Below are 16,578 nucleotides of genomic sequence, written 5' to 3'. Positions count from 1 at the left end.
ATGACTGACAAGAAGACCGCCCTGGTGGTCCGTGGCGGCTGGGATGGCCATCAGCCATTCGAGGCCACAGAACTCTTTATCCCGTTCCTCAAGGACAACGGCTACGACGTCCGGGTGGAGGAATCCCCCAAGGTATATGCCGATTCGGCATATATGTCCGGCGTGGACCTGATCGTGCAGTGCATGACCATGTCCACCATCGAGAAGGACGAATTCGAAGGGCTCCGCACCGCCGTCGAAAACGGCACCGGACTCGCCGGCTGGCACGGCGGCATCGCCGATTCCTACCGGAACAACTCGGACTACCTGCACATGATCGGCGGCCAATTCGCCTGCCACCCGGGCAAGCACCCGGACGAACGCATCGGCGAACAGTCCGACAACTACGTGCCGTACACGGTGAACATGCTCCCGGCTGCCGCGAGCCACCCCATCACGCAGGGTCTCGGCGACTTTAAGTTGGTCACCGAGCAGTATTGGGTCCTCTCGGACGACTACATCGACGTCCTCGCCACCACCACCCAGAAGGTCAGGGACTGGGACCAGTGGAACCGGGAGGTCACCTCTCCTGCCATCTGGACCAGGCAGTGGGCCGAAGGCCGGATCTTCGTCTGCACCCCCGGGCACCGGGTGGAAATCCTCCAGGACAGCAACGTCCGCACAATCATCGAAAGGGGCATGCTTTGGGCAAGCCGTTAAGAGTAGGAATCATCGGCTGCGGTGCCATCATCGCCCAGTACCTGGCAAATTTCCGACGACTGGAAGCGATTGACCTAGTGGCCGTCGCCGATCTCGATCCCGCACGCGCGCAAGCGGTCGCGGATTCTTACGACGGCGTCCGCGCGGTCACGGTCGACGAGCTCCTGGCGGCGGACGACGTCGAGCTCGTCTTGAACCTCACCATTCCTGCCGCGCACGCGCCGATCGCTTTGAGGGCGATCGCCGCCGGCAAGAGTATTTATGGGGAGAAGCCCCTCGCGGCAACTACCGCCGAGGCACGGCAAGTGCTCGACGCGGCGCGGGAGGCCGGCGTCGTGGTCGGCTGCGCGCCGGACACGGTGCTGGGTACCGGGATCCAAACCGCCCGCAAGGCGATCGACGACGGCTTGATCGGTGCGCCGATCTCGGCCACCGCGACCATGGTCACCCCGGGACACGAGCGCTGGCACCCGAACCCGGACTTCTACTACCAGCCCGGCGGCGGACCCCTGCTGGACATGGGCCCCTACTACGTCAGCGCCCTCGTCACCCTGCTCGGCCCGGTGGTCTCGGTCATCGGAGCCGCAAGCCACACCCGGAACTCGCGCACCATCGGCTCAGGACCGCGCCAGGGCGAATCGATCCCGGTCACCATCGATTCGCACGTCACCGGAGTCCTGGTCCATGCCTCCGGCGCACTGTCCACGCTCGTGATGAGCTTCGACGCCGTGAAAACGAAGTCGGCCAACATCGAGGTCCATGGCGCCACGGGGTCCCTTGTTGTTCCCGACCCGAACCACTTTGACGGCGACGTTGAACTCTTCACGCTCGGCGCCGACTCCTGGCAGACGCTGCCGGCCTCGGCCGGCTACATCGATTCGGGCCGAGGCTTCGGCATCGCCGACCTCGCTGCCACCCCTGCCGGCGTGGAACCGCGCGCAGGCGGCCAGTTGGCCTTCCATGCCTTGGAAGTCATGGAATCCGTACTGGCATCCGCCCACAGCGGGTCCGCGGTGTCCATCGAAAGCACGGCAGACCGGCCGGACCTGGTGGAACTGACCGCGTTGGCGGCTCCTGTCGCAGAGGTTCAGGGAATCAGCTTGTAAGGGTTGCCCAATATTCTCCGGACTGAGGTGGCCGCGGCGCCGATGAGCGCCCCTGTCTGCCCCAGTCCGGAGAAGGCCATGTTCCCTTCCGGGATCAGTCCCGGCGCGTAGTGGTCCAGGCTCCGGCGCAGTGCTGGAGCGATCCACTCCTCAAGTGCCGCGAAATGCCCGCCCAGCACGACGGCGGAGACGTTCGCCACCCGCGCCGTGGAGGCCACCGCGATTCCGAGATAGCGTCCAGCTTGTTCCACCGCTGAAACCGCGAGCTCATCGCCGTCGTGAACGCGGCGCAGCAAATATGCCATGAGCCCCGTATTCGAATCCTGCTCTATTCCCGCAGCGGAATATATGGCATCCTGGCCTGCAAACGTCTCAAGGCAACCTCGGCCACCGCAGGCGCACAACGGACCGTCGGGATTCACCACCACATGCCCGATCTCACCGGCATGGCCTTGCGGACCTGCGAACAGCTGGGAATCTATGACCAGCCCACCTCCGACGCCAACTTCACCGGACACGTATAGGAAGTCACGGAACCGGTCGCTTTTGCCGTGATCTGCGCCGTGGCCAAACCAGAGTTCTGCGAGCGCGGCACCGTTGGCCTCGTTCGAAAGGGAAACGCCGAAAGGCGCGTCCGGCAGGAGCGTGGGCAGCTCGTCGGAGAGCTCGACGTCGGCCCAGCCAAGGTTCGGGGCGGCCAGCACCACGCTGCGCTCCGCATCCACCAACCCCGGCACCGTCAGTTCCCCGCCGAGAAGTTCGACGCCGGCGCCCGAGGCCTTTGTTGCTCCCCGCTGCGCCATGGCGATGAGGAGCGGCAGGATGTCGGCCGGCTTGCTTCCACGGTTGTGCCGTTCAAGGGTTTCGTGGAACAAGAGTTCCCCAGTGAAGTCCAGGACTCCTACCGCGAGGTAGTCGACATTGATTTCCGCGGCAAGGGCACCGCGCGCAGGGTTGAGGACGATCCCGGTTCCGGGCCGCCCGCGTTCGCCGTCGCGCGTGACATTTGCTTCCCGCGCCAGGCCCGACTCGAGCAGATCGGCTACGAGGCTTGAAACGGAGGCCTTGGTCAGTCCGCTTTCCGCGGCAAGTTGGGCGCGCGTAGCCCCACCGTGCCCCTGGATCCCGGCGAGAACAAGGGCCAGGTTTTGCCTGCGGACATCGCCCACTCTTCCGGGCGACGGCGTGGCGGGCATGATTCCTCCAGTATCCGGTTTTGACGGGGTGACTTACATCATCGTCGACGGATCAGCGGTTCGTGGCCATTTGTCCCGTGCCGCGCGGCTGGCTACGGCGGCGGCGCCGGTCTTGCGCCGGTCCTGCGCCAGAACCGAGAGGCCCGGCGCAGGAGTGCTCACATGACACGCCTTGGACGAGGCGCACGCTGACTTGGCTCTATACGACACTTGGGTAGCCGAGTCCGTGCAGCACCCGTGATCCATCGGCTTCTGGCGCGGGATCCCACGCGTGTACACAACATACGCAGAGTACACGAAAGGGGTATCATGATGAGTATGGAAACCGTGACCAGTGAAGTAAGCACCCGGGAGCTTCGAAACCACCTGGCTGATGTGGTGGGACGGGTGAGCTACGGCGGTGAGCGCATCGGCGTGACCCGCAACGGCCGCTTGGCCGCCGTCGTGATCAGCGTTGGCGATGCCGAGGCGCTGGAGGCGTTCGAGACGGCCCAGGACATCGCCGCAGTCAAGGCCTGGGTTGAGGCCGGTCGGCCCTCGCGCCCCGCCGGTGAGCTGAGGAAAGAGCTTGGCATTTGAGCCCGTGGAGCCTGCACACCTCTGCAGACTTCGACAAGACCGCCCGGAAGATCGACCGGGCCGTGCTGCGCCGCGTTTTCACGTATCTGTATGAGGTGTGCACCCTGGATGACCCGCGGAGCCGGGGGAAGGCGCTAACAGCCAACATGGCCGGGTTCTGGCGTTACCGGGTGGGGGACTACCGCGTGATCGTGGAGATTCAGGACGCTCAGCTCGTGATCGTCGCCGTAGCGATGGGGCATCGCTCAGTGGTCTACGGCGACTGACAGCCCCGGATCATCCAACGTGTACAGCACCTTGAGTCACTCCCCTTGCGACGGTCCATGCGACAGACCGTATCGGCTGGCTCTGACAAAAAGTCACGCCAAGCCACTCCCGCCTTAGTCTGCCGGGTAGCTGATCCCCGCTTGGCTGCGTGCTTCGTCCAGCAGGGACATAGTGGCCAACGTATCTGCCAGTGGCATGGTCGGGCTCTCGAGAAGGCCCTGTTGCAGGCAGCGAATCACTTCCCGCAACTGGTACGTGTAGCCATGGCCGGCCAAGGTGAATTTCTCCACCCGTTGTTCCCCGGAGCCGGAGGTGATGGTCAGCTCGGTCGGGTTGAACAGCGGGGCGTTGCAACGCAGCATCCCCTTGGTCCCGGACACAGTCGCCGTCTGTGGTGTTGCCGCGGTCAACGAGGTCATGGCCTGGACCTGGGCACCGGAGGAATAGGACAGCGTCAGCGCGGTCTCGGAATCCACTCCGCCATCGGTGAGGTGCGCCGTGGCCGTCAACGAGTCGGGGCGTCCTAGGCTAATCAGCGCCCAGGTCAGGGGATACACACCCACATCCATCAGGGCGCCTCCCCCGTCTTCGCGCCTCCACAGCCGGGATTCCGGATTGTGCGGCGCCGGAAATCCGAGGTCCGCTTGCAGCCACCGGACCTCGCCGAGTTCGCCGGATGCGATGATTTCCGCCGCCCGTTGCACGCTGGGTAGGAACCGGGTCCACACGGCCTCCATCAGGAACAGGCTCTTATCCTTGGCCAGCCGGACCAAATCGTCCGCTTCCCGGGCGTTGATGGTCAGCGGCTTCTCACATAGGACGTGCTTCCCGGCTTCGAGGGCAGCCTTCGCCACCGCGTAATGGCTTGTGTGCGGCGTTGCCACGTAAACCACGTCCACCGCGGGGTCCTGGAGCAGACGCTGATACCCCGGGAGCCCGCCGTCGTCACCGTAGGCGCTCTGGAAACCGTATTCGGAAGCAAACGCCTCCGCGTTTTCCTGGGTCCGGGAACTTACGGACTGCAGAACGGCGTCGGCCAGCAGCGCAAGATCGCTGACGACGGTGGAGGCGATCCGTCCGGTGGAAATGACTCCCCACCGGACGGGACTTCCTGATGCAGGCACAGGGTCCCGGTTCGCCGAATCAAGAAGCGGTGTCCTGACGAGCAGCGGTTCAGTTTCCGGTATCAATGCAGGCACTGGCCTTCCGGTAGTTCTGGGCGATGGAAGCCCGGAAATCCGGCTCGGGCGTGGCGTCCACAGCCACCGGCCAGTCCGGTCGGTGCCCTGCCAGCGCCCACGCCGCCTGCACCGCTGCGCCGCGGGCCACGTATTCACCGGGGCTCGGAACCACTACGGGAAGGTCGAACACCTGCGCTGCAATCCGCTGCACGGCCGGATTCTGTACGGCGCCGCCGATCAGCAGCAACCGCTCCGCACGGCCGCCTTGGCTACGCAGCGCGTCGAGGCCTCCGGCGAGCCCGCACAGCATGCCTTCGATGGCCGCCCGCGCGATGTTTGGCCGCGTGGTGGAGGCGATGCTGAGACCATGGAAACTGGCCTTCGCATGAGGCAGGTTGGGCGTCCGTTCCCCTTCGAAGTACGGCACCAGCACCACACCTCCCGCACCAGGTTCGGCCTCCAAAGCGAGCCGGGAAAGCTCGCCAAAGTCGACGTCGAGCACTGCCGCAACCGAACTGAGCACTCGGGCGGCGTTCAGCGTCACGGCGATCGGCAGGTACTCCCCACTGGCATCGGCGAAGCCCGCAACGGTCCCGCTCGCATCATGCCCCGGCGAAGAGTCAACGGCGAACACGGTGCCGCTGGTGCCCACGGACACCACGACGTCGCCGGGTTTGGCTCCGAGGCCCAGTGCCGCTGCGGCATTGTCTCCCGCCCCGACACCGAGCAGGATTCCGCCATCCAACGCGTCGCTCGCGCTGGGGCCGCCGAAACACGCCGGGTGCACTCGGCCGGCGGTTTCGCCCGGGCCCAGCACGCGGGGAAGAAGGACGACGCCGGGCGCCGCCGTCGCTGTCCCGCCTGACGCTTCCCGGGCGTCTAGGCCAAACGCCAGTTTGAACAGGTCCAGATCGTAGCGTCCGGTCAGCGGACTCCAATAGCCGGTGCCGCTGGCGTCCGAGCGGTCAGTGGTCAGCTCGTCCAAGTCCGGCCCCAACGGGCTGGAGCCCGCCGGGCCGTAACCGCGGAGACGCCATGTGAGCCAGTCGTGGGGAAGTGCGACGGCGGCCACCCTGGCCATGCTTTCCGGTTCGTGGTCCCTGATCCACCGGATCTTGGTGATGGTGAAGGAAGCCACGGGCACCAGCCCCGTCCGCCGTGCGAAGTCTTCCGACCCCACTTCGGCGATGAGATCCTCGGCGGCCCCGGCCGAGCGCGTGTCGTTCCACAGCAGCGCCGGCCGAACAACCTCGCCTTCGCGGTCCAGCAGCACCATGCCGTGCTGTTGGCCCCCTACGGACAGTGCGCTGACATCGGCGAGGCCGCCGGCGTCGTCGAACGCTTCGGAAAGCGCCCGCCACCACTCATCCGGATGGACTTCTGTTCCATCCGGGTGGCTCGCCCGGCCCGAGCGGATGAGCGCACCGCTTTCCGCGTCGAGGACCACCACTTTGCAGCTTTGAGTAGAGGAATCAACCCCGGCAACCTGCGTCATGAGATCAACGCGCTCCGAGAAGGTGCTCAATGAAGAGCTGCTGGAGCTTGACGAATCCGAAGCCCTTGCCGCCAAAGTAGGCGTCGGCGTCGAAGTCCTCATAGGCGGACTTGTCCGCCCGCAGCTGCTCGTAGCCTTCGCCCGGGTTCAGGGTGGGTTCGTTGATTTCGGCCACCCGTGATGCCTGGAGGGCTTCCTGCACCTCGGGGTCGGCGCGGAATGCCTTGGCGCGCTCTTTGAGGAGCAGGTAGGTCTGCATGTTTGCGGCTGCAGAGTCCCATACGCCGTCGATGTCCTCGGTGCGACTGGGCTTGTAGTCGAAGTGGCGCGGGCCCTGGTAGGACGGGCCGCCGTCGGGACCGCCGTTTTCGAGCAAGTCCACCAAGGAGAACGCGTTCTGCAGGTCACCGTGGCCGAACACCAGGTCCTGGTCGAACTTGATGCTGCGCTGGCCGTTGAGGTCGATGTGGAAGAGCTTTCCTTGGTACAGGGCCTGGGCGATGCCGTGTGTGAAGTTCAGTCCCGCCATCTGCTCGTGACCGGTTTCGGGGTTGATGCCCACGAGCTCCGGGCGTTCCAAGGTTTCGATGAATGCCAGGGCGTGGCCCAGGGTGGGGAGCAGGATGTCGCCGCGGGGTTCGTTCGGCTTCGGTTCTATGGCGAAGCGGATGTTGTAGCCCTTGTCCGTGACGTAGTCGCCCAGCAGGTTCACGGCCTCGCGGTAGCGTTCCAGGGCGCCGCGGATGTCCTTGGCGGCGTCGTATTCGCTGCCTTCACGGCCACCCCACATGACAAAGGTTTCGGCACCGAGTTCAGCGGCGAGATCGATGTTGTCCAGCACCTTGCGCAGCGCGAATCGGCGGACGCCGCGGTCGTTGCTCGTGAAACCGCCGTCTTTGAAGACGGGGTGGCTGAACAGGTTGGTGGTGACCATGGGAACGATCATCCCTGTGGCCTTGAGGGCCCCTTGCAGACGGTCGATTTCACGCTGGCGGTCGGCGGCCGAGCAGCCGAAGGGGAACAGGTCGTTGTCATGGAAAGTGATGCCGTAGGCACCAAGATCGCTGAGCCGGTTGATGGCTTCCACGGTGTCCAGCGGCGGGCGGGTGGCGGAACCGAACTGGTCCTGCGCCTCCCATCCCACAGTCCAAAGGCCGAACGAGAACTTGTCTTCACGGGTGGGCTGAATCGTCATTGAGTGCTCCGGGTAGTTGGGGTGGCTTTGCCCGCTAGGGCTAATTGTTTCGCTATCCAACATATTACGAATTCGTGTGATGTCAACCACTTGCGCCAATAAACTCTTTGCACGGCCGGGTCGAAAATTCGTGAAAGTTCTGGCGCGGCGGCCGACTCGCTGTTATGTTGTTGTGAACCCCAAATAAGGCCGAGGGCCTCTGAATCGAGGCCCCTGAACGAAGGATTCAACCGTGACTGATCAGCTGGTGGCGGAACGCAACTGGGCAAGAAACTACAGCTACCAGGCACCGCAGATCGCCCACCCCGCAAGCGTGGAGGAACTCCAGGAGCTGGTGGCAAGCGCCCGGCAGATCCGAGCGCTGGGTTCGCGGCATTCTTTCAACTCCATCGCTGACACAGCAGGCACCCTCGTTGTGCTGGACCGACTGGATCCGGGCATCAGCGTGGATGCGGCGAACATGACCGTCACGGTGAGCGGTGGTACGCGGTACGGGACGCTCGCGGCGGAACTCCAGCGTCAAGATTTCGCCCTTCACAACCTGGCGTCGCTCCCCCACATTTCCGTGGCCGGAGCCGTCGCCACTGCCACGCACGGCTCCGGAGACTCCAACGGCAACCTGGCCACTGCCGTCGCGGGCCTTGAACTTGTCACCGCGGACGGCAGCATTCTCACCGTGCGCCGCGGCGACGCCGACTTTGACGGCATGGTGGTGGGGCTCGGCGCACTCGGCATCGTCACCAAGCTGACCCTGGACATCCAACCAAGCTTCGACGTCGCCCAGAGCGTCTTCGAAAACCTCAGCTGGGATCTCGTCCTGGATAACTTCGACCAAATAACCTCTTCCGCCTATAGCGTCAGCCTCTTCACCGACTGGAGCGGAGAGACAGTCGGCCAGGCGTGGCTCAAGAGGCGCAGCAGCCATCCGGCGCCGGAAACGTCAGATTTCTTCGGCGGTACTCCGGCAACCGAGGCCCGGCATCCCCTTCCCGGCGTCTCCGGAAGCAACTGCACCCAGCAGCTCGGCATACCCGGGCCGTGGTCCGACAGGCTGGCCCATTTCAAGATGGAATTCACTCCGAGCCAGGGCGACGAGCTGCAGAGCGAGTACCTCATCCCCCGGGAGCACGCCGTGGACGCGCTCCGCACCGTGCGCCGGCTTTCCGACGTGGTGACCCCGCTGCTGCTGGTTGGCGAGATCCGGACGGTTGCTGCGGACCAACTTTGGCTGAGCGCCAACTACGGCCGCGACGGCATCGGTTTGCACTTCACCTGGCGCCAGGACCAGCCGGCGGTCGAGGCCATCCTGCCGGTGCTCGAAGCGGAACTGGCCCCGTTCGCCGCCAGGCCGCACTGGGGCAAGCTGTTCGACGCCGGTGGTGCCGCCGTCGCGCCCTTGTACCCCCGCTTCGGCGACTTCATCGCCCTGGCCGACCGGCTGGATCCTTCCGGAAAGTTCCGCAACAGCTTCCTGGAACGCACGGTGTTTGGGAGCTGATATTGTCGCGATGATGCCCTCCCCCACCCGAAATCCCGCCACCGCCAGCGAGCCCGATCCCTCGCGGCGAAACAACCTGGCCCTGCTGACATCCCTGGTCCATCACAACGGGGTGCTCAGCCGCGCCCAGCTGACCAAACGCACCGGCCTAAACCGGTCCACGGTAGGGACGTTGATAGGCCAACTCGTGAGCCTGGAAGTGGTGTATGAGACGGCGCCCTCGGGTGAATCCCAGGTGGGCAGGCCCAGCCCCATCGTTCATCCGCGGCCATCCATCGCTGCCCTTGCGGTCAACCCGGAGATCGACGCTGTCACCATCGGTCTTGTCGGCCTCGGTGGGAAGGTACAGAAAAAGATCCGTTTCGACACCGAGCGGATCCCGACGGCCAAGGAAGCCGCGAACATTGCGTCCGCCGTGATCGCCGGAATGCGGTCCGAGCTCGACACTTCGTATCGGGTCATGGGCGTAGGTATCGCGGTGCCTGGGCTCGTCAACCGCGACGACGGCGTGGTGCGGCACGCGCCGCACCTGGGCTGGCGCAATGAGCCCGTGGCCAGCATGCTTAGCGAGGCCACCGGCTACCCATGCCACGCGGCGAACGACGCATCGCTGGGCGCGGAAGGTGAACTCCTGTTCGGCGCGGGTGCGGGGCAGAAGAACCTGGTCTACCTCAACGGAGGAGCCAGCGGCATCGGCGGCGGAATTATCGCTGACGGGGAATTGCTTCGTGGAGCATCGGGCTACGCAGGGGAACTCGGACACACCTTTGTCCGCTCATCCGGCAAGGCTTGCCACTGTGGCGCCACGGGCTGCCTTGAAACCGAGGTCTCCCAGTCGCCGCTTTTCGAAATCGCCGGCCTGGGTGGTGGCGATGCGGGCCAACTCGAGCAAGCGCTTCGTGGAAGCAGCAGCGAAGCCGTGGCCACTGAAGTCGGACGCCAGCTCGAGTATTTGGGCCTGGCCCTACGGAACGCAGTAAACACTTTCAACCCGGAAGCGATCGTCCTGGATGGCTTCCTTGGCGTTCTGCACGCTCTGTCTCCCGGGACGCTGGACAACCTGCTCCGGTCCCAGGCCATGGACGGACCGGCAGGCCAGGTGAAGATCTACCGAGCTGCCCTCGGCTCGGATCTGATGATGATCGGAGCCGCCGAACTGGCCTTCACGCAATTCCTCGCGGACCCTGCCGGCGTCTTCCCTACTCCTACTCCTTAGTCAGGCCGACCATGCTGAATCAGGAACCCTCACTTAATCATGCAGCGCCCAATCAGGCAGCGCCCAATCAGGCGCCGCGTCACCGCGCACCGTCGCCCATGGGCGAGCACTTTGAACTCACGGCGAGCATCGGCGGCCGCAGCCAGCGCGTTGTAGTGACGGAAGTCGCCGCGAGCTTGCGGGAGCTCGACGTCGACGGCGTGGCCCTCATCCAGGACTATCCCGTCGATGCCCAACCGCCGTGGTGCGCTGGCTGGGTCCTGGTCCCGTGGCCGAACCGGGTGGCCGGAGGCACGTGGAGCTACGACGGCGTTGCCCAGCAACTCGACATCACCGAACCGGACAACGGCAATGCCTTGCACGGATTGCTGACGCGCACTCCCTACAGCGTCAGTGCCCACACCGCGGACAGCATCACGCTCGACGCCGGTATCTCGCCACAGCCGGGATACTCCTTTGAGCTGGCGACGTCGGTCCGGTACCAGCTCGTGGAGCATGGGCTGCTTGTCACGCATCGCTTGGAAAACATGAGCCACCGATCCGCGCCGGTCGCGCTGGGCGCGCATCCGTTTCTCCGCTTGGGCAGCGTACCGACCGAGGAGCTCACCCTCTACATCAACGCCGATACGCATATCGAGGCGGACGAACGCCTGAACCCGAGCGGAATCACAACGGACGTCAGCGGAACCCGGAACGACTTCCGCACAGGCCAGGTGGTTGGCACCGTGGACCTCGACGACGCCTGGGGCGATGTCCGCCGCGAAGACGATGGAAGCTCCCTGCACTATCTGGAGGCGCCCGACGGCAGCCAAGTACAGCTGTTGATGGACACCTCCTTCGGTTATGTCCAGGCGTTCACCACTACGGAGTTCGCCACTCACGGCGGCATGGTGACCGCAGTCGCCGTCGAACCGATGACGGCACCCGCCGATGCCTTCAACAGCGGCGAAGGCCTGCGCTGGCTGGAACCCGGAGAAGTCTGGGAAGCCAGCTGGGGCATCCGGTACCAGGCGACGCGCAAATCCCTTGCTGACGCGGCGAAGGCCTGACGACACCCGAATTTCCGTCGCGCCAGGCATTCAGGGTCGCGCCAAGCATCCGGAGTGTCGCCAGGCGTTCAGGCCGCGGGTCAATCGGCGGGGTTACTGCGCCCCCGGCCAGCCCGTGTACGACTCCGCCAAATATGCCCGGGCGTGCCGGGAGGCGACCACGGAGTGGAGCTCGCCGAGCTGGCGCGCCCTGCCGAAGTCGTCCGAACCGGGAACAGTGTGCAGCATGGAAGTCATCCAGTAGGAGAAGTGCTGGGCCTTCCAGACGCGTTCCAAAGCACGGTCGCTATATGACTCGAGAAGCGCGTTGGAACCCTTTGAGTAGAAGGATTCGAGGCCTTCGAAGAGCACCTTGACGTCGTGGAGAGCCAGGTTCAGCCCCTTGGCACCCGTCGGCGGGACGGTGTGGGCGGCGTCGCCCGCGAGGAACAGGTTCCCGTGGCGCATTGGGGTGTGGACGAAGCTCCGGAACGGCAGGACCATCTTTTCGAGGACCGGCCCCTCCTTGAGTTCAAAGCCGTTTCCGTTGACGCGCTTGCGGAATTCGGACCAGATGCGCTCGTCATCCCAATCGGCCACGTTTTCCTTGGGATCGCACTGGAAGTACATGCGCTGCACGTTCTCCGTGCGCTGGCTGATCAGAGCGAAGCCGTTCTCCGAGTTGGCGTAGATCAGTTCATCCGAGCTGCGCGGAGCCTGTGCCAGGATGCCGAACCAGGCGAACGGGTATTCGTGGAAGTACCACTTACGGTTCGCTTCCGGGATCTGGAAGCGGCAGTGGCTTCGGGATCCGTCGGCACCCACCAGGAAGTCCGCCCGGATCTCGAACTCCTGACCCGCTGAGTCGGTGAACCAGACTTTCGGCTTGCCTTCGAGGTCCTGGATGGTGGTGTCCGTGACGCTGTACCGGACGTCGCCGCCGTCGTCCTTTCGCTGTGCGGCGAGGTCGAGGAACACGTCGGTCTGCGGGTATAGCCAGACCGATTCCCCCACCAGCTCCTTGAAGTCGATGCGGTGGCTTTCGCCGTTGAACCGCAGTTCGATACCGTCGTGCCGGTCGCCGTCGCGGAGTACGCGGTCGGAAGCGCCGCTTTCCACGAGCAGGTTCACGGAGCCGTGTTCCAGGATGCCCGCGCGGACTGTTTCGGCGATCTGCTGGTGGCTGCGGACCTCGATGACGGTGGATTCGATCCCCGACCTTGCCAGAAGGTGGGAGAGCATGAGGCCGGCCGGGCCTGCGCCCATGATGGCCACTTGGGTGGTGATGATCTTGCGTGCCATGGTGTTCCTCGCTGAATTGCGGTACCGCGGCTTGAGGGCTGCGGCGGGTTCTGCTGATCAGTGTGACCCCCATCGCATGGTCAGTGTTAGGCAAATTCCGTTCAACGGAATTTAGCTTAGCCTTCCGCTGCTCCCCGAGCTGCCGCCCGATGCCGCGAGCCGCGGTCTGCAGCGCGGGCACCAGCGCCTGGAGGCGCATCTCAGCAAGCGGGACCACGACGCCGAGCGCAGCCACCGTGCGCTGCTTAGCGTCCATGACCGGCACCGCAATGCCCCAGGTGTCCGGATCCACCACGCCGGCGAGCTGCGCGTACCCGTGCTGGGCGGTTTCGGCCAAAAGGTGACGGACGACGTCGGCCGTTACCTTTCCGGCAGGGTCGCTGAACTGTTTGAGGTACTCAGCCTGTTGCCCGCGTGGCTGGTTCGCCATCAGCGCGAGTCCGGCCGAGGAGATGTGAACGGGCATGCGGCCTGCCACACGGGCGCGGTTGGCCACGGATCCCCGGCGGGACAGCCGCTCAACGAACAACGCCTCCCAGCCGTCCAGCACGGCGAGGTTCACGTTCTGGTTCAGGACCTGTTGGATGTCCTCCATGAACGGCAAGGCGGCTTGCCGGAGGGCCAAGGTAGGGGAATTCCGGTTGACAAGTTCCCACAGCCGCAGGCCCAGGCGGACATGTCCACCTCTGGCCAGTTCCAAGAGCCCGTGATCGGAGAGTTGGCGGACCAAGCGATGGGCGGTTGTGAGCGGCAAACCGGCGGTGTCCGCGAGTTCGGAAAGCTGCAGGGACGTGGAGCCTTCCGGGAAAGCTTCAATGATCCGGACGATGCGATCCACCACGGAATCACCGGACGCGGAGTTGGCCACGGGGCGCATCCCACCTTTCCTATGGACTCCATTGAATGGTTCCACACTCCAGCTTACACAGGCTCGGCCGGAGTGGCAGGCGCGCTTTCCGCGAGGGTCTTCTCAGCGGGATCCGCCTTGGCATTCTGGGTGTTCCGCCGCGAGATTTCCATGCCAATCGCGTCGTAATGCGCCAGCAACTCCGGGCCTGCATGGGTGGTGGGCTGGTCCAGCATCCCAAAAGCGAAATCGCTGGCGGCGAGAAGTTCGTCGTCGGAGTACTTGTCCAGCGACTGGAAACCCCCGGCATCGATCGAGGCGGCGAACTCGCCGGTGATCTCGACAAATTTCGACCCCGGTTCGGCCTCAACGGGAAGGCCAGCAGGCCGATCCATGAATTCCAGTGAAACTCCGGATCCAGTGGCGAGTCCCACTTCCGTGGCCCCGCCGTCGATCGAGTTGAGGTCGTTACGGAGTCCCGCCAGGGCCTGCGATTCCACAAGCGCGGCGCGGGAAAAGCCCACTCTGATGTGGGAAGTGATGCCCATTCGCCGGATCCGGCGAACGATGTGAACGAGGGCGGGGCGGGAATCCTCGTTGAGGCTCCCCCGCACGTCTATCTCAACTGCATCCGTAGAAACATCGAACTTTACGAGGGCGTGCAATCTGCGGTCCATAGGTACTCCAAAAAAGGGTGTCTATGGCCGGCTGCTCAACCTCAAGAAGAGTATCCTCTGGCACCTCGTTGTACAACTCGCCGCAGTGAATCTCAGCCAGCCGGGGTCACCCTGCCCGGCTTCGGCCCGGCTCCTGGACCGGTTCCTCGAAGTGGGTCAGGGTGCCCGCTGCGTCGACAGAATCCACCAAGGACTTGGCGACATCGCGCAATTTCACGTTGCGATTGCTTGAGGCATCTGTCAGGATCCGGACAGCGTCTTCCTGGCTGCAGCGGCTCTGTGCCATGACAATTCCCACGGCGACGTCGATGATCGTGCGGGACTCCATTGCCGCCCGGAGATTCTTGGCACTATCCGCGTGGAGTGCGAACCTGACGCCAAGACGCAAGGCCTGCGATACTTCGCGGGTGTACTCCCGGGCCCGGGCCGCGGCCCTTTCGTCGAATTTGTACGGGGCCTCGGAGTACAGGTTGATGGCGGCCTTGGCCTCGCCTTCAAGGTTGAAAGGCAGGGAGAGCACCGATCTCAAGCCGTACGACGCAACGGCACTCGCATAATCAGGGCCCCATCGGTCTTCCTCAAGGAGATCCGGAACGTGGACTTCCCGTTCCTCCTTTGCAGCCGTCAGACACGGCCCTTGGGCCAACGTGTACTGGATCTCGTCCACCTCGCGGGCCACATCACTACTCCACCCAATCGTGACTGCCTTGCGCTGGCGCAGCAGCGTGATCCCGCAAAGCGCGTCATCGCCGTCGCCCGCCATCTGGTGGGCAGAAAACCGTGCCAATTCATTGAGGAAGTCCTCGAAATCGGCACTTTCCAGGATCAGGTTCTGGATTTGGTCAATGGTGGTCGGAGCGGAATCTGCAGGGAGCATGGCGCGTTCTCCAGGTGAATATGCTGATGGGGGCATGTGGAAATGATAAGTCCCCTTCATACAAGGTCCCACACGGCGGCCCAATGGGATACGCCTAACTGAAACCGGGTTCGTTTTCGAAAGGAACTTCCTCAGCGCGCTCGGCCCGGAGCCGGGACCACGCCGTCGGCGCCAATACCACCGCGACGCCGACGACGGCCCCAATCACCGTCTCCACGATGCGGTCCCGCAGCAAGAGCCCAGGCGGGACGTTGGTCACCAGCAGAGTGGAAATGAGCGCGAGCGGCGTGACGAAGATCTGCGCCACGAGGTACTGGCGGGCAATGAAGAGCTCGGCTCCGAACTGGCACACGGCAATGACCAACACCATTTGCCACGGCGCCGGACCTAGCCAGAGGATGCCAGCCAACACCAGCAGACCCAGCACTGTACCGACGATTCTCTGGATGCCCCGCTGCACCCGGTGCCGGGTACTGCGGCCCACCAAGGGAACCACCGCTGCCACCATGGCCCAATAGCCGTGTCCGAACCCGAGCCATTGCCCAGCCAAGGTCGCAAAGGTTCCGGCCAAGCCGGCAGCGACGAAGTACCCCAAGCCTTCCAACCACGCGGCCCGGATTTCTTGAGGCAACAGCCGTTCCGCCAGCAGTCGCATCCAAGGCGTCCGGTGGCTCGGGACCAGCCGCGCCGACATTCCGATCAGCAACGCCAACACCACGGTCAACACGGCGGCCAGCATCACTTCCCAGAGCGGTGGCTGTTGCGGCACGGAGGCGATCGCAGCGAAAGCGAAAATATGGAACAGGGAACCTGCCGGGCGGAGCCGCCATAGCGCAGTCACTACGGAGCAAAGCGCGGCAACCAAGGTGGTGCCGAGGGTGAGGATCCACACGTACGCCTCCGAGCCCTGTCCAATCCGGGCCGTCAGGGTAGCCAGCAGGATGATGGCCAGCAGCAGCGAGCCTGCTCGGAGCTGGCTTCGAAACCGGTGGCTGTGCGGCTCGTTGCGGCCATAGATATTCGTGAACGCGGCAAAGCTGGCGAAGACTACAAGGTCCAGCCGTCCGAACAACACAAGGGTGATCAATGGCAGGAACACGCCCACCGCGCACCGCACAGCAGGGTGGTGGTCCTTGTTGCCGGGACCGATCCTGAACATCTCTGCCAGGGCGTTCAACGGATTGCCTGCCTCTGTTTGCTTCTTTTTGAGAGTCGCACTACTCAACTAATACTGCTCGACGGCGGCACTGGCATCCGCTACGAGCTTACGCCGGGCGGCCCTTGCCGGCCCGATTGGATACCGTTGAATGGTGAGCGCGGGCGCGGGGGTGCCACGCCGGGCCACCTTCGATTGATAGTGTCATTCCGGTTGTTCATTGCCGGGCCTCATTCCGGCCGCATCCCCATGTAGCTAT

16 protein-coding genes and 1 pseudogene are annotated in these 16,578 nt (G+C 64.4%); 7 read left to right on the top strand and 10 right to left on the bottom strand.

The window, feature by feature from the left end:
* Positions 1–699, top strand: coding sequence for a ThuA domain-containing protein (locus OW521_RS12480; RefSeq protein ID WP_268019955.1), 699 nt, complete (start codon positions 1–3; stop codon positions 697–699).
* Entirely contained in the window at positions 684–1,805 is a 1,122-nt protein-coding gene (locus OW521_RS12475) for a Gfo/Idh/MocA family protein (RefSeq protein ID WP_268019954.1), read from the top strand. The genes OW521_RS12480 and OW521_RS12475 overlap by 16 nt, the downstream gene beginning before the upstream one ends.
* On the opposite strand, the gene OW521_RS12470 is transcribed toward OW521_RS12475, so the two are convergent.
* Entirely contained in the window at positions 1,787–3,001 is a 1,215-nt protein-coding gene (locus tag OW521_RS12470) for an ROK family transcriptional regulator (RefSeq protein ID WP_268019953.1), read from the bottom strand. The genes OW521_RS12475 and OW521_RS12470 overlap by 19 nt on opposite strands.
* Positions 3,002–3,034: 33 nt before the next feature.
* Positions 3,035–3,163, bottom strand: a complete 129-nt coding sequence (locus tag OW521_RS12465; protein WP_268019952.1) for a hypothetical protein — start codon at positions 3,161–3,163, stop codon at positions 3,035–3,037.
* Positions 3,164–3,310: 147 nt separating this feature from the next.
* Between OW521_RS12465 and OW521_RS12460 the strand changes: the two genes are divergently transcribed.
* Positions 3,311–3,580 (top strand): type II toxin-antitoxin system Phd/YefM family antitoxin, encoded by a 270-nt coding sequence (locus tag OW521_RS12460; protein WP_268019951.1) that lies wholly within the window; start codon positions 3,311–3,313, stop codon positions 3,578–3,580.
* Complete coding sequence (locus tag OW521_RS12455) at positions 3,577–3,846, top strand: type II toxin-antitoxin system RelE family toxin (protein ID WP_268019950.1); 270 nt, start codon at positions 3,577–3,579, stop codon at positions 3,844–3,846. Before OW521_RS12460 ends, OW521_RS12455 begins: the two co-directional genes overlap by 4 nt.
* Before the next feature lie 114 nt (positions 3,847–3,960).
* Here OW521_RS12455 and OW521_RS12450 read toward each other — a convergent pair whose 3' ends face one another.
* From OW521_RS12450 to xylA, 3 genes are read right to left on the bottom strand one after another with little or no spacing between them, the layout of a single operon-like run.
* Positions 3,961–5,046, bottom strand: coding sequence for a Gfo/Idh/MocA family protein (locus tag OW521_RS12450; RefSeq protein ID WP_442781153.1), 1,086 nt, complete (start codon positions 5,044–5,046; stop codon positions 3,961–3,963).
* Complete coding sequence (gene xylB, locus OW521_RS12445; protein WP_268025857.1) at positions 5,021–6,523, bottom strand: xylulokinase; 1,503 nt, start codon at positions 6,521–6,523, stop codon at positions 5,021–5,023. The genes OW521_RS12450 and xylB overlap by 26 nt, the downstream gene beginning before the upstream one ends.
* Before the next feature lie 4 nt (positions 6,524–6,527).
* Positions 6,528–7,718 (bottom strand): xylose isomerase, encoded by a 1,191-nt coding sequence (gene xylA / locus OW521_RS12440; RefSeq protein ID WP_268019949.1) that lies wholly within the window; start codon positions 7,716–7,718, stop codon positions 6,528–6,530.
* A 232-nt stretch (positions 7,719–7,950) separates the two neighbouring features.
* On the opposite strand from xylA, the gene OW521_RS12435 reads away from it, so the two are divergent.
* Genes OW521_RS12435 through OW521_RS12425 form a run of 3 tightly spaced genes read left to right on the top strand, consistent with a single transcriptional unit; the run spans position 7,951 to position 11,481 of the window.
* Positions 7,951–9,216: an FAD-binding protein gene (locus OW521_RS12435; protein WP_268019948.1), complete on the top strand. Its 1,266-nt coding sequence runs from the start codon at positions 7,951–7,953 to the stop codon at positions 9,214–9,216.
* The gene (locus tag OW521_RS12430) at positions 9,206–10,432 is read left to right on the top strand and encodes an ROK family protein (protein WP_268019947.1); all 1,227 of its coding nucleotides are present in this window, start codon (positions 9,206–9,208) and stop codon (positions 10,430–10,432) included. The genes OW521_RS12435 and OW521_RS12430 overlap by 11 nt, the downstream gene beginning before the upstream one ends.
* Before the next feature lie 11 nt (positions 10,433–10,443).
* Positions 10,444–11,481, top strand: a complete 1,038-nt coding sequence (locus tag OW521_RS12425; protein ID WP_268019946.1) for an aldose 1-epimerase family protein — start codon at positions 10,444–10,446, stop codon at positions 11,479–11,481.
* Between the two features lie 93 nt (positions 11,482–11,574).
* Here OW521_RS12425 and OW521_RS12420 read toward each other — a convergent pair whose 3' ends face one another.
* The 5 genes and pseudogenes from OW521_RS12420 to OW521_RS12400 form a co-directional block, all read right to left on the bottom strand.
* Entirely contained in the window at positions 11,575–12,762 is a 1,188-nt protein-coding gene (locus OW521_RS12420) for a 4-hydroxybenzoate 3-monooxygenase (RefSeq protein ID WP_268019945.1), read from the bottom strand.
* 130 nt (positions 12,763–12,892) lie between these two features.
* Positions 12,893–13,630, bottom strand: a pseudogene (locus tag OW521_RS12415) (IclR family transcriptional regulator); the annotation flags it as partial.
* Between the two features lie 53 nt (positions 13,631–13,683).
* Positions 13,684–14,286: a hypothetical protein gene (locus OW521_RS12410; RefSeq protein WP_268019944.1), complete on the bottom strand. Its 603-nt coding sequence runs from the start codon at positions 14,284–14,286 to the stop codon at positions 13,684–13,686.
* Between the two features lie 106 nt (positions 14,287–14,392).
* Positions 14,393–15,163: a GAF and ANTAR domain-containing protein gene (locus OW521_RS12405; RefSeq protein ID WP_268019943.1), complete on the bottom strand. Its 771-nt coding sequence runs from the start codon at positions 15,161–15,163 to the stop codon at positions 14,393–14,395.
* Between the two features lie 94 nt (positions 15,164–15,257).
* Complete coding sequence (locus OW521_RS12400) at positions 15,258–16,340, bottom strand: FUSC family protein (protein WP_268025855.1); 1,083 nt, start codon at positions 16,338–16,340, stop codon at positions 15,258–15,260.
* Positions 16,341–16,578 lie beyond the last annotated feature (238 nt).

The organism is Arthrobacter sp. MMS18-M83 (assembly GCF_026683955.1).
GTDB lineage: Bacteria > Actinomycetota > Actinomycetes > Actinomycetales > Micrococcaceae > Arthrobacter.
Note: the sequence above shows the minus strand (reverse complement) of the source record. Positions and strands in the feature narration are given on the sequence as shown.

What these genes read in the sequence shown, in the direction of transcription:
- OW521_RS12460 (WP_268019951.1), top strand. Translation starts at nt 3,311, where the DNA reads ATGATGAGTATGGAAACCGTGACCAGTGAAGTAAGCACCCGGGAGCTT.
- OW521_RS12425 (WP_268019946.1), top strand. Translation starts at nt 10,444, where the DNA reads ATGCTGAATCAGGAACCCTCACTTAATCATGCAGCGCCCAATCAGGCA.
- OW521_RS12410 (WP_268019944.1), bottom strand. Translation starts at nt 14,286, where the DNA reads ATGGACCGCAGATTGCACGCCCTCGTAAAGTTCGATGTTTCTACGGAT.
- OW521_RS12405 (WP_268019943.1), bottom strand. Translation starts at nt 15,163, where the DNA reads ATGCTCCCTGCAGATTCCGCTCCGACCACCATTGACCAAATCCAGAAC.
- OW521_RS12470 (WP_268019953.1), bottom strand. Translation starts at nt 3,001, where the DNA reads ATGCCCGCCACGCCGTCGCCCGGAAGAGTGGGCGATGTCCGCAGGCAA.
- xylB (WP_268025857.1), bottom strand. Translation starts at nt 6,523, where the DNA reads ATGACGCAGGTTGCCGGGGTTGATTCCTCTACTCAAAGCTGCAAAGTG.
- OW521_RS12420 (WP_268019945.1), bottom strand. Translation starts at nt 12,762, where the DNA reads ATGGCACGCAAGATCATCACCACCCAAGTGGCCATCATGGGCGCAGGC.
- xylA (WP_268019949.1), bottom strand. Translation starts at nt 7,718, where the DNA reads ATGACGATTCAGCCCACCCGTGAAGACAAGTTCTCGTTCGGCCTTTGG.
- OW521_RS12480 (WP_268019955.1), top strand. Translation starts at nt 1, where the DNA reads ATGACTGACAAGAAGACCGCCCTGGTGGTCCGTGGCGGCTGGGATGGC.